Raw genomic sequence first — 12,353 nt, 5'->3', positions numbered from 1 at the left:
CACCCGGCGAGGGACGCGTGCTAAGCGCGAGAGGTGAGTCCCTGGCACGGAAGCCCCGGAGGAACCTTGTCCCGAATGAAGGCCCTCGTCGCCGCAGCCCTCGTCGTCTTCGGGCTCCCGGCACTCGCCCTCTCAGCACAAGAGGCGAAGCCGCTGGAGCCCGGTCGCGAAGCGGTCGCCATCCCCTACGAGAAGTACACGCTGCCCAACGGCTTGGAGGTCATCCTCTCCGTCGACCGCAAGCTGCCCGTCGTCTCCGTCAACGTCTGGTACCACGTCGGCGCCTACCACGAGCAGCCCGGCCGCACCGGCTTCGCCCACCTCTTCGAGCACATGATGTTCCAGGGCTCGCGCAACGTGGCCGATGACGTGCACATCTCCATGCTCGAACAGCTGGGCGCCACCGACCTCAACGGCACCACCAGCTTCGACCGCACCAACTACTTCGAGACGGTGCCCACCCACCACCTGGAGACCGCCCTCTGGCTGGAGAGCGACCGCATGGGCTTCCTGCTCGACGCGCTCTCCCCGGAGAAGCTCGCCACCCAGCGCGAGGTGGTGAAGAACGAGCGCCGCCAGGGCACCGAGACGGCCCCCTATGGCCTCGCCCGCGAGGCGGCCTGGCACGCGCTGTTCCCGCTGCCGCACCCGTACCACGGTGACGTCATCGGCTCGATGAAGGACCTGGACGCGGCCACGCCGGAGGACGTGAAGGACTTCTTCCGCAAGTGGTATGCGCCGTCCAACGCCACGCTCGCCGTCGTCGGTGACTTCGACGTGGCGAAGACGAAGGCCCTCATCGAGAAGTACTTCGGCTCGCTGCCCAGCCACCCCAAGCCGACGAAGCCCGAGGTCGCCTCGGTGAAGCTCGCGCAGCCCGTGGTCATCCGCCACGAGGAGCGCGTGGCCACGCTGCCCCTGCTGTCCATCCAGTGGCTGTCGCCCGGGTACTTCGAGGACGGGGACGCCACCGCGGACGTGCTGGCCACGGCGCTCGGCACCGGCAAGGCCAGCCGCCTCTACCGCCGGCTGGTGTTGGACAAGCAGCTGGCCCAGAGCGTCAACGTCACCCAGCAGAGCCAGGGCGCGCAGTCGGTCTTCACGCTCGACGTGGTGGCCCGGCCCGGCGTCTCCACGGACGCGCTGCTCAAGGAAGTGGACGCGGTGCTGGAAGACATCCGTCGCAACGGCATCACCCCGGAGGAAATCCAGCGCGCCCGCACCCGCTATGACACGCGCACGCTGGCGGGCCTCCAGTCCATCGGCGGCTTCGGTGGCAAGGCGGACGTGCTGCAGAACTACAACCACTTCGTCGGTGAGCCCAGCTACGTGGCGCAGGACCTGGCGCGCTACGAGACGGTGACGCCCGAGTCCGTGAAGCTGTTCGCCCGCGACACGCTGCGCCCCGATGCTCGCGTCATCCTCCACGCCGTGCCTCCCGCCCGGAAGCAGGCACCCGTCGAACCGAAGGAGCGCCACTGATGCGCCGCCTCATCACCGCCCTCGTCGCCGTCTCGCTCGCGGGCTGCGCCAGCCAGCAGAAGCCCTCGACGACCGAGCCCCAGGGCACCGCCGCGCCCCAATCCCCGAACCCCGCGACGCCCGCCGACGCGGAGGCCTTCCGCGCGACGCCGCCCCAGCCGGGCAAGCCGCCGGAGCTGGTGCTGCCCACCTTCCAGAAGGCGACGCTCGACAACGGGCTCACCGTGCTGGTGAGCACCCGGCGTGAGCTGCCGCTCGTCTTCGCGGGTGTCACCTTCGCGGCGGGCAGCGCGCAGGACCCGGTGGGAAAGAAGGGCCTCGCCGACCTGACGTACCGCATGCTGCTGGAGGGCGCGGGCACCCGCGACACGGTGGCGTTGGACAACGCCTTCTCGGACCTGGGCGTGTCCGCCTTCCAGGAGGTGTCTCCGGATGGCGCGCAGGTGGGCGTGCGCGTGCTGACGCGCAACGTGGACGCCGCGCTGGCCCTGCTGGCGGACGTCACCCTGCGGCCCACCTTCGCTCCCAAGGCCTTCGAGCGGCGCAAGAAGCAGCAGCTCGCGGACCTGGTGCGCCGGCTGGGTCAGCCCAGCGCGCTGGGGCAGATTGTCTTCCTGTCCTCCGTCTTCGGGAACACGCACCCGTACGGGCACACGTCCGCGGGCATGCCCGACACGGTGCAGGCGCTCTCGCTGGAGGACATCCAGGGCTTCTACAAGAAGCACGTGGGTCCGGCCGCCGCGGCGCTCGTGCTGACGGGTGACATCTCGCTGGAGGAGGCCGTGGCCTTCGCGAAGCAGCACTTCGGTGCATGGAAGGCGCCCGCGACTCCGCCCGCCGCGCCGCCCGCGCCGTCCACTCCCGCGCGCCAGATGGTGTACGTGGTGCCCAAGCCCGGCCTGGACCAGACGGTGATGATGCTGGGCCGTCCCGCCATCGCCGCGGGCAATCCGGACGAGTACTCGCTGGAGCTGGCCACCACCGTGTTCGGCGGCTTCTTCGGCAGCCGGCTCAACATGAACCTGCGCGAGGCCAAGGGCTACAGCTACGGCGCGGGGGCGAGTACGGACGCGCGCCTGGGCGTCGGTCCGCTCACGGCCTATACGTCGGTGCGCGCGGACGTGACGGGCCCCGCGCTCAACGAGACGATGGGCGAGCTGAATGGCCTGAAGTCGAAGCCCATCACCGAGAAGGAGCTGGCGGCCGCGCGCGAGGGCCTCATCCGCGCCTTCCCCGGCGCCTTCGAGTCGGTGGAGGGGCTGGGCTCCAGCGCGTCGCAGCTGTACCGCAAGCGCCGGCCGTTGGATGAGTTCAACCGCACCGTGGAGGGGCTGCGCACCGCCACGGCGGCCGACGTGCAGCGCGCGGCCGAGAAGTACCTGGACCCGGCCACGCTGCAAATCATCCTCGTGGGAGACCCGCTGCTCATCCAGGAGCAGGTGTCTCCGCTCAACCTGGGCAAGCTGATGGCGGTGGAGCCGGACACGCAGCCGGGCAGCGCGAGCGCGCGCCCGTAGTCGTCAGTCCAGCAACGAGCCCGGCGCGTCGACGAAGGACGCGTCGGGTCTCGTCAGCAAGCGGCGTCAGTCCTCCTCCTCGACCTGACGCTCCAGGGCCCGTTCGCGTCCCTGCCGCTCGCGCTCCAGCTCGTCCGCCTCATCGATGGGGCTGCGGATGTCGGGCACGTCGCCGCCGACGGGGCCGTCGCTGTCGAGCGCGAACTTCTGCTCCCGCGTGCTGCGGATGGAGTCCGCGGCGTAGAGGGGCAGGGTGTCATCCGCCTCCAGGCCTCGCTCCACGCGGTCCTTCGCGAAGGTCGGCTTGTGATGGCCCCCAGCCCCGCCACCCTTCGAGGGGTCGTTCTTCTTGTTGCCCGTGCCCATGTCGCGCTCCTCGTCGAAGGGCGCGGAGTGCATCCCCACGCCGACTCCACACAGGGCTCAATGTCGGAGCGACGACCACGGGCACCAAGCTCCGTGCGACGACAGCGGGGCCCGCCCGCCTGGGTGGTGGGCGAGGTGGCCCGGGTCGCTAGGTCTGCGTCGAGACGAGCGGCGGAGGCTCCACCACCACCTGCATGGAGAGCGAGGTGTGCTCGGCCTCCCAGCGCAGCCACAGCTTCGGACGCGAGACTTTCGAGCGCGCGGGCTCCACCTTCAATGACAACCAATTGCGCTCGCGCAGATAGCGGCTCTTGCCCACCGGGAGCATCTCCGTCTGCATGTACGAAGGCAGGTCATCCACCGACTCCTCCGACAACAGCCGCATGCCCATGAACTGGAGGATGTTGGGCGGCGGGTGGACGATGCCCGAGGACGTCACCTGCTCAATCGCGGCCTCCGCGAGCCCCGCCGGGATGTGCTCCGGATTGCGCGAGCGGATGAGCCCACGCGCCCCCACGTGAACGTCCCCGGACACCACCGTCACCGCGCAGTGCGACACCTTCGCCAGTTGGAGCAGGTCCACCATCAGCCGGATGCGCTCGCCTCGATGCGCGACGGACTCCCACTGGTCCAGCATGTCGTCGTGCAGCGCCGTGTCGCCGCCCAGCGTCTCCACCGAGGGACCGAAGCGCAGGTGCACCAACGGAATGGAAGACAGCACGATGACGTGCCTCGACTTCTTCCGCGCGTCCCTCCCGTGCTCCTGTCGCCACGCATCCAACGTGTCCCATTGCCCGGCGCTCATCACCTCGTGCGCCATCTTCCCGTTGACCTGCTTGCGGTACGTGCGCCCGCTGCGCAGGTCCAACGCCACCAGGTCCACGTCGCACTCCGTGCCCACGAAATGCAGCGTCTGGAGATAGTGCGCGTCACAGGGCCTGCGCTTCGCGGGCTTCTTCTCCGCCGTCTTCAGCTCGCCCAGCTGGAAGGCCTCGAAGGCGAGCGCGGCGGCGCTGTAGATGGACTCGAACCACTCGCAGGACTGCAGCGACTCGTGCGAGCCCCAGCCGTCGAAGATGTCGTGGTCATCCCAGGTGAACAGGCCCGGCACCCGCGCGAGCATGGGCGCGATTCCCGCCGAGCCGCTCCACCGCTCGCAGTACAACTCCACGTAGCGCGCCACCATCTCCTCGTGGAACCCCGGAGGCGGCCCGAAGTCCCGGTTGAGCTTCTGCTCCAGCTCCCGCTTGCGGAACTCCACCAGCGGCTCGTGGTCCAGGAGCGAGTCCGCGTACACCTGGTCTCCACCGCCGAGCAGCAGCTCGAAGCCGCCCTCCCTGGGCTCCTCGTGTTGGGCCAACATGTCCGCCCAGCAGCCGAAGGGACGCTTCATCCGCATCACCGAGCCCCACGTCTTCGCGTCGCTGGCGCCGTTGCAGGAGAAGAAGGCCGCGCGAGGCAGGGCGCCCTTCGCGGGCACCACCACCGTCTTCACGTCCTCCTCCCCCCAGGGCTTCACCGCATGGCCCCGCGAGGAGAAGTCCACCTGCTCCAGCGCGGCACAGCCCTCCCCGGGCTCGAAGCGGTACGTCACCCGCCGGGGCGTGGCCTCGCGCGTGAGCGTCACCTCCCACCGCCACAACACACCGGCGGCCGGGCTGTTCAGCGAGGAGAAGTCCGCGACCGACGTCGGCGGAGTGGAGACAGCACCCGCCACCTCCACGCCGTCGAGACCCTGGAAGCGAAGCCGCAACGGAGGCGGCCTCGCCGGGTCCGAGTCAGAGAGGTACAGATTCACGAAGAACGACCACGTGTCCTCGGATGGCTGGTTCCTCGCGTACAGCATCGGCCCGAGCAGCTTCTTCATGTGCTCCCCCCGGTCTGCACCAGGGCCGTAAGCCCCGGATTCACGGACTCTAGTCCGGAACCCGGTAGCCGGGAGCCCATGCGGGGAGTGTGTCCTGCGTCCCCAAGTTGCCCACAGGCTCGGAGAAGGGGCGAGGCGGGCCTACTTCGCGAGGAAGTCGAGCACGGCGGCGTGGAACTTCTCGGGGGCCTCGAAGTGGGGGATGTGGCCCACGGCGGGCAGCTCCACCAGGGTGGCCTGGGGAATGGCCTGGGCGGTCTTCTTCCCCAACTGAGGGTACTGGCCGAGCGTCGCGGCGACGTCGGCGGGCACCTTGCCCCGGCCAATGAAGGTGCGGTCCTCCTGGCCGATGACGACGAGCGTGCGCGGCTTCACGAGCGGGAACTCGTGGGACACGGGCTGCTCGTAAATCATCTGCGACGTCTCGGCGGCCACGCGGGCCAGGCGGGGATAGTCGCCGCTGAGCGTCTGGCGGTAGAGCACCTGGACCCAGACGTCATACTCGGGCTTCCACTTCACGTAGTACGTCTGGTGGTACTTGCGCGTGGACGCCTCCGTCACGGCGAGCTGCTCGCGGTAGTACGCCTCCGTCGGCTGCCAGGGGACCTTCTCGCGGTAGTCCTCCAGGCCGATGGGGTTCTCGAGGATGAGCCGCTCGGTGGTCTCCGGGTACATGAGGGCGAAGCGCGTGGCCACCATGCCGCCCATGGAGTGGCCCAGGATGACGGCCTGCTTCACGCCCAACGTGTCGAGCAACTGCTTCGTCAGCGAGGCGAGCGTGTGGAAGCTGTAGTGGATGTCCGGCTTGGACGAGCGGCCGAAGCCGAGCTGGTCCGGCGCGACGACGCGATAGCCCGCGGCGGTGAGGGCGCGGATGGTGGCCTCCCAGTACGCGCCGAAGAAGTTCTTGCCGTGCAGCAGCACCACGGTGCGCCCGTTGGCGCGCGCGGCGGGCTTCACGTCGAGGTAGGCCATGCGCACGTCCTGGCCCTCCACCGTCAGGGGCAGCTGCTGCACGGGGAACGCGGAGGGCAGGCCCTCCAGCGCGGTACCGAGCGGCTCGACGGCACCCTTCGTCTGGGCGAGGGCGGGCGGGGCCGACAGCAGCAGGGCGGTCAGGGCCAGGAGGGACGGACGGAAGGACATGAAGCGGGCTCCTCGCTAGGGGTCGGTGTCTCGCGGCGACAGCGTCCGTGTGTAGCGCGTGGGGCGCGAGGACGCAGGGCCTTCGACACCTGAACCGGCCTTCATGTCCGGAGGTGGACCGGGGCACGCCCTCATCGTGGAGGGCGTGGGCACCCCGGGTGCGGGAGGTCAGTTGGGGGAGCGCTCGAAGCTGCGCGGGCTGAGCAGCCGCAGCGTCAGCACCATGGCGAAGAACAGGACGCTGGCGCTGATGGTGACGAAGCGCACGCCCACGCGGTCGGCGAGCGCGCCCAGGGCCCAGACACCCACCGCGTACCCGCCGCCGAGCACCATGCTGTACAGGCTGCTCACGCGCGCCTGGAGTTCGCGGGGGACGCGCGAGGTGGCGAAGGCGTGCAGGCCGCTCATCAGCGTGAGGTAGTTGGCGCCGAGCACGAAGATGCCCGCGGCGGCCACCGTCAGCGTGGGCGACATCCAGTAGAGCGCGGACACCACGCCAATGGACATGGCGGCGAAGCCCAGGAGCTTGCGATGACCGAGCGCGTCCGCGAGCGTGCCCACGACGACGGCGGCCACCACCGCGCCCGCGCCCTGACAGGCGACGAGCAGCGACGTGGCGGCGGCGCCCTGACCGAAGACGTTGATGGCGAAGACGGGCACCAGGCCGATGAAGGGCGCCACCAGCGCGGCGACGAACAGCGTGCCCCACAGCACCAGGGAGATGTCCTCGTCCCCGCGCGCCACGGAGACGCCTCGGGTGATGCCGGCCCAGAGGCTCTCCTTCGTGCGAGAGGCTTCTCGCGTGGGCATGCGCACGCGGGACAGCGCCACGACCACCGCGACGAAGGACAGCGTGTTGACGAACAGCGCCCACGGCGCGCCGCCCATCTGGAGCACCAGCGCCGCGAGCAGCGGGCCCATGATGCGGCCCAGGTTGAACTGCGCCGAGTTGAGGCTCATGGCGCTGTGCAAGTCACGGGGCGGAACGAGCTCCGCGAGCATCGCGGAGAAGGCCGGGTTGGTGAGCGTGCTCGCGCAGCCGTTGAGCAGCGTGACGACGCCGACGATGGGCACGCTGAGGTGGCCGGTGAAGGCGAGCACCGTGAGCACCGCGGCCAGCGCGAGCTGCACGCCGGTGCCCAGCGCCACGTAGGCGCGGCGGTCGAAGCGGTCCGCGAGCGCGCCGCCCAGGGGCGACAGCACGACGGAGGGAAGGAAGGCGAGGGCGACGATGCCGCCGGTCCACTCGGCGCGGCCCGTCTCCTGCGTGACGTACACGCCCATCGCCACCGTCTCCATCCAGGTGCCGATGTTGGAGATGAGTGCGCCCAGCCAGACAGCGAGATAGCCAGGGTGTTCGAAAGCGCGAAGCGAGGAGAGATGGGGCAGTCGAAGTGCGCGCACGGCGAAATCCTTGTACCGCACGCGTCTGCGATGCGCTTCCACGAGACGCGTCATGCTTGGTGCCGCAATCACGAGAGGCGCAGTGGGCCCAGCAGTCAGCCTTCAGCGTGCGATGGATGACGACGACACGGACGATTCGCTCGACAGGGCTGTGACACAGCTCACGCGCGCGGCGTACGGCACAGTCGCTCAGGCATGTCCTGATACGACGCATTTCATGAAAGCCCTGCGAGGAATTGCGTGGGCGCGGGTGTGTGATTGTCGGGGCATCGGTGCGCGCGTGCGGATTCCAGCGCGCGCCCGGGTGACGTCAGCGTGAGGAGACGGGGCCCTTGCCGGCGGGGCGGAGGGTGCCGTCGTCGGAGATGCGGGCGCCGGAGTCGGGGAAGTCCACGGCGGTGAGGTCCTTCAGCAGTTGGATGACGGCGCCCTTCTCGTCGGGGACGGCGATGCCCTTGTCCACCTGCTTCGTGGCGAGGACGCGGCCGGAGGTGAAGTCACCTGTGTTGTTCAGCTCCACCTCCAGCACCATGCCGAGCCCCTGCGGACCCTTGAGGTTGAAGCGGCCGTAGGTGGCGAAGTTGCCCAGCGAGTACGCGATGAGGCGGCCCTTGTAGAACTCCAGGCCGCGCACGACGTGGGGCCCATGGCCGATGACGATGTGGGCGCCGGCGTCCACCACCGCGTGGGTGAAGGCGCGCAAGTCACCGCGGTCCTCGCCGAAGAACATCTCCCGGCCGTTGGGGACGTGGAGCGCCTTGCCGCCCTCGGCGCCGCCGTGGAAGGAGACGAGGACGATGTCGTGTTCGGCCGCCGCCGCGCGCACCAGCGCCGTGGCCGTGGCCAGGTTGTTGAGGTGGTTGCACGAGGGGGACGTGTGGAAGGCCACCATGCCGATGCGCAGGCCGTTGCGGTCCACGGTCGCCACGGAGCCCGGAGGCCCGCTCCAGGCGATGCCGAGCGCATCGAGCGTGGCCTCCGTCTCGCGACGGCACAGCTCACCGAAGTCACCCGAGTGGTTGTTGGCGGTGGAGGCCAGGTCCACGCCCGCGTCCTTGAAGAACTGGCCGTAGGCGGTGGGCGAGCGGAACGCGTAGCAGTTGCCGGACGAGCGGCACTTGGTGGTCTTCCCGTTGTCGCAGAGGGGGCCCTCGACGTTCGCGAAGGTGAGGTCCGCGTCCTGCATCAAGGGGAGCACACCCGCAATCACGCTACCGCCGCCATCGGGTGGCAGGTTGTCTTCGGGGATGGTGGTGCCGAGCATCATGTCGCCCACGGCGCGGATGCGCACCTTGGCGTCGGCGGGAGGGGGCGGGCGGTTGCTGGCCAGGGGGGAAAGGGAGAGCCGGGCCTGGAGGGCGGCCTGGCCTCGGGCCTGGGCGAGCGCGGTTTCCAAATCAGGGTGCTCGGGCGCGAGCTTCTGGACCTCGGTCCACTGCGCGAGCGAGTCCGCCCAGCGGCCTTCGACGGAGTAGGCCCAGCCCAGCTCCCAGCGGCAGTCCACGCGGGAGGGAAGGCCCTTCACGCAGGAGGAGAGTTCGGTGATGGCGGTGGCGGTGTCCTTGGACTTGAGGGCTTCGAGGCCTCGGGCGTAGTGGGCCTCGGCTTCGGCGGGGGAGGGGATGGCCGAGGAGCCCGAGCCCAGGGCGAAGGCCGCGGCACGGAGGGCGCCTGCGCCGGCTCGGGCGGCCGCGCTGCCCAGGTCGGTGACGGTGCCCTGCGCGGGAGCGGGTTGCCCGGTGGGCGGGGTGTCCGACGAGGAAGCCAGGGCCGGCTGCACCGTGGCGACGGGAGTGTTCCGGACCAGCGCGGTGCTGACAGCCTGAGTCCCCATGCGGAGCGCGGCGGAGGCCACGCTGGATGGGGACTGGCTCGCGACGGCGCTCACGGACCCCGAGCCCGTGCTCAGCATGGCGGTGGCCACGCTCGACGGAGACTGGCTCGCGACGGAGCGCACGGAACCCAAGCCCGCGCTCAGCATGGCGGTGGCCACGCTCTGATGATCCGCGCTCATCACCGCTCGCGCGGATCCATCTCCCGCACTCATCGCGGCTGAGGCCACGCTCATCATCGCCCGCGCGGATCCATCTCCTGCGCGTTTCGCGACCGCATCCACGGATGCCTCCGCACCCAGCGCGGCGCGCACGGACCGTGAGCCCGCCGAGGACAGCAGCTCGGCGCTCTCGGTGACGGACGCTGTGGAGAACTTGTGGGCGGGGGCGGGCTCGTGCGCCGGGGAGGTACCCGGCGAGGTGGCGAGCGCCAGCAGGACGAAGGCGGACGGAAGCATGGGCCCGCGCATCTTACGAGGCTCCGGGCCCTCCAGGGACAGCCCACATGTGCCCGGCCCATCAGCAGCCGGGCAGGCGACACACGCCCCCCACCCCCGGCGCTGGCATGTGCGTCACCGGGCACCCTCACTCCCCCCACGGGCCCCCTAGCCGAGCAGGTCCAGGAGCCAGGAACGACGGCGCTGGCGAGGCAGCAGCCTCAGCCGACGCAGCTCCTTGCGCTTCACCCGCCCCTCCACGGCGCTGTGCACCGACAGTTGCCCTGGTCCACGCAGCAGCAACCCGAGGGCGATGGCACACAGCGCGACGTTGAACTCGTACCCGCCCTTGGTGTTGTCGAAGCCCTTGGAGCCATGCACCTTGGCAATGGCGAAAGCCTGGGTGACGAGCACGGCCAACGCGGCGGGCCGGGTGGCGAAGCCCAGGATGGCGCTCACACCCGCGAGCACCTCCGTCACGCCGGTGGCCAGCACCAGGGGCCGGGCGGGAGTGAGCCCGAGCTGCTCGAAGAAGCCCGCGTGCTGCTCGGTGCCTTCCTTGCGCAGCTTGGCCAGCCCATGGACCACCATCGTCGAGCCAAGTGACAGGCGCGGAGGCAGCAAGGCCGCCGCCTTGAGGATGTCGGGTTGCTCGGTCAGCATCACCGCGTTCATGCCCTGTTCTCCTTGCTGGGGGGCCATGCATGGGCCCATCCGGGAAACCTGGGTACGTTGGGAACGGACCGCGCGCGTCGCACGGGTGGCCCCCTTCCCCTCCCTCGGAGGGCAGGCGGACCCACGGCCGCTCCGCTCCGCCCTTCACGGCCACCAGTCAAGGCGGCTCGACCCGGAGCACGGCCGGCGCCAGACTGGCGAATCCATGGCCCTCCGCGACGTGTTCCTGTCCCTGGCGTTGTCGCTGTCCGCTCCGGCCCTCGCGCAAGAAGGCGTCACCGTGAGCGTGCGCTGCACGGAGACGTGCACGGTGGTCTTCGACGGGAAGCGAGGGCGTCGAGTGAACGAGGCCCTCTGGGAGTTCCAGGGCATCGCCCCGGGAGCGCGGCGAGTGGAGGCCACGGGTGTGCTGGGCCGGCCCCTGGCGAGCGGCTTCGCGGACATCCCCGACACGGCCCTGGCGACCGTCTATCTCGTCAGCAACCAGCGCATCGTCGTGCGGAAGGAGAGCACCTCCTCACCCGGCACTCCCGAGTGGGTGGAGGGGAGCTCGCGAGTCGCACGCGTCTCCGAACACACCCCGAGCCCGCCGCCGCCTCCACCTTCCACAGCGAAGAGCGTGGCCATCGTGCGCTGTCTGGAAGACTGCGCGGTGATGCTCGACGGGCGCAGGGGAACGCGTCGAGACGAGCGGACCTGGGAGTTCCGGAACGTGGAGCCCGGCAAGCGCCGCGTGGAGGGCACGGCCGAGTTGCTCCAGCGGAAGCTCTTCGCCAGCTACATCGACGTGCCCGCGGGCACGGAGGCCAGGTATCAGGGTGACTCCAAGGGCCGGGTCATCCTCACGGAGCACTGGGCGCTCGCGGTCGTCGAAGAGGCCCGTGAGAAGGCGGGACTCGCGGACGCCTCGCGTCTCCATGTCCGCTGTCTCAAGTCCTGTGAGGTGTCACTGGACGGCGCTCGCAAGGGTGACGAAGGAGGCTCGGGTGGAGTCATCCAGGACGTGAAACCAGGGCGGCGTGAATTGAAGGTGATGTTCACCCTGGGCAAGCAGCAGCGCCGACTGACACTCGACGTGCCGGCGAGGAGCGAGGTGTTCATCACCGCGTCGGAGGGTGGCGGCCTCCAGGTGACGAACACGAAGCCCCTGGGCGCCGAATAGCCGAGTCACCTGTCCGAGCACCCAGGCACGCCTCCCCCGCCTGACACGGGAGTTTCGATTGCCGACATGACGATATTCGAATATTATCATGTCATCATGCCAGTCACAGCCTCGACTCTCGAAGTCCGTCCACTGAGTCGGACCCTCAAGGCGCTGGGGGACGAGACGCGCCTGCGCATCATCGCGCTCCTGTCGCATTCGGAGCTGTGCGTCTGTCACCTCGAGCGCGCGCTCGAACTCCCGCAGTCCAACACCTCTCGGCAGCTCGCCGTCCTCAAGGCCGCGGGCCTCGTCGAGTCACGACGGGAAGGAAGCTGGGTGTACTACCGGCTCTCCCCTCAATTGGATGCGCTGTGCGACTCCCAGGTGAAGGCCCTCGTCGCGGCCTTCGCTTCACGGGAGGCGATTCGCCGTGAAGTGGCGCGACTCCTGAAAGCGTGTGGCCCCGATGCATGCACCTGAGGC

General features: G+C 69.8%; 11 protein-coding genes. 5 read left to right on the top strand and 6 right to left on the bottom strand.

Annotated features, from left to right (window positions below):
* The first annotated feature begins 75 nt into the window (after positions 1–75).
* Positions 76–1,482, top strand: coding sequence for a pitrilysin family protein (locus HUA75_RS29745; protein WP_141648616.1), 1,407 nt, complete (start codon positions 76–78; stop codon positions 1,480–1,482).
* Positions 1,482–2,999, top strand: a complete 1,518-nt coding sequence (locus HUA75_RS29740) for an insulinase family protein (RefSeq protein ID WP_174488294.1) — start codon at positions 1,482–1,484, stop codon at positions 2,997–2,999. The genes HUA75_RS29745 and HUA75_RS29740 overlap by 1 nt, the downstream gene beginning before the upstream one ends.
* Positions 3,000–3,065: 66 nt before the next feature.
* Here the strand turns inward: HUA75_RS29740 and HUA75_RS29735 are convergent, their stop codons facing one another.
* From HUA75_RS29735 to HUA75_RS29715, 5 genes are all read right to left on the bottom strand, one after another.
* Positions 3,066–3,365, bottom strand: a complete 300-nt coding sequence (locus tag HUA75_RS29735) for a hypothetical protein (protein ID WP_141648617.1) — start codon at positions 3,363–3,365, stop codon at positions 3,066–3,068.
* 148 nt (positions 3,366–3,513) lie between these two features.
* Positions 3,514–5,232 (bottom strand): alkaline phosphatase D family protein, encoded by a 1,719-nt coding sequence (locus HUA75_RS29730; RefSeq protein WP_141648612.1) that lies wholly within the window; start codon positions 5,230–5,232, stop codon positions 3,514–3,516.
* A 141-nt stretch (positions 5,233–5,373) separates the two neighbouring features.
* Entirely contained in the window at positions 5,374–6,378 is a 1,005-nt protein-coding gene (locus HUA75_RS29725) for an alpha/beta fold hydrolase (RefSeq protein WP_174488293.1), read from the bottom strand.
* A gap of 168 nt (positions 6,379–6,546) precedes the next feature.
* Positions 6,547–7,782: an MFS transporter gene (locus HUA75_RS29720; RefSeq protein WP_174488292.1), complete on the bottom strand. Its 1,236-nt coding sequence runs from the start codon at positions 7,780–7,782 to the stop codon at positions 6,547–6,549.
* Between the two features lie 310 nt (positions 7,783–8,092).
* A complete protein-coding gene (locus HUA75_RS29715) occupies positions 8,093–9,616 on the bottom strand; it encodes a CapA family protein (RefSeq protein WP_217446308.1) in 1,524 nt (507 codons plus the stop codon).
* On the opposite strand from HUA75_RS29715, the gene HUA75_RS29710 reads away from it, so the two are divergent.
* Positions 9,615–9,782 (top strand): hypothetical protein, encoded by a 168-nt coding sequence (locus HUA75_RS29710; RefSeq protein ID WP_174459645.1) that lies wholly within the window; start codon positions 9,615–9,617, stop codon positions 9,780–9,782. The genes HUA75_RS29715 and HUA75_RS29710 overlap by 2 nt on opposite strands.
* A gap of 437 nt (positions 9,783–10,219) precedes the next feature.
* Here HUA75_RS29710 and HUA75_RS29705 read toward each other — a convergent pair whose 3' ends face one another.
* Entirely contained in the window at positions 10,220–10,726 is a 507-nt protein-coding gene (locus HUA75_RS29705; RefSeq protein WP_141648268.1) for a DoxX family protein, read from the bottom strand.
* Positions 10,727–10,931: 205 nt separating this feature from the next.
* Here HUA75_RS29705 and HUA75_RS29700 point away from each other — a divergent pair, with 205 nt between their 5' ends.
* Both HUA75_RS29700 and HUA75_RS29695 read left to right on the top strand, forming a co-directional pair.
* Complete coding sequence (locus HUA75_RS29700; protein ID WP_174488291.1) at positions 10,932–11,888, top strand: hypothetical protein; 957 nt, start codon at positions 10,932–10,934, stop codon at positions 11,886–11,888.
* A 96-nt stretch (positions 11,889–11,984) separates the two neighbouring features.
* Positions 11,985–12,350, top strand: coding sequence for a metalloregulator ArsR/SmtB family transcription factor (locus HUA75_RS29695; protein WP_174488290.1), 366 nt, complete (start codon positions 11,985–11,987; stop codon positions 12,348–12,350).
* Positions 12,351–12,353 lie beyond the last annotated feature (3 nt).

It is taken from the genome of Myxococcus sp. CA040A (assembly GCF_013336725.1).
Taxonomy (GTDB): Bacteria; Myxococcota; Myxococcia; order Myxococcales; family Myxococcaceae; genus Myxococcus; species Myxococcus llanfairpwllgwyngyllgogerychwyrndrobwllllantysiliogogogochensis.
Note: the sequence above shows the minus strand (reverse complement) of the source record. Positions and strands in the feature narration are given on the sequence as shown.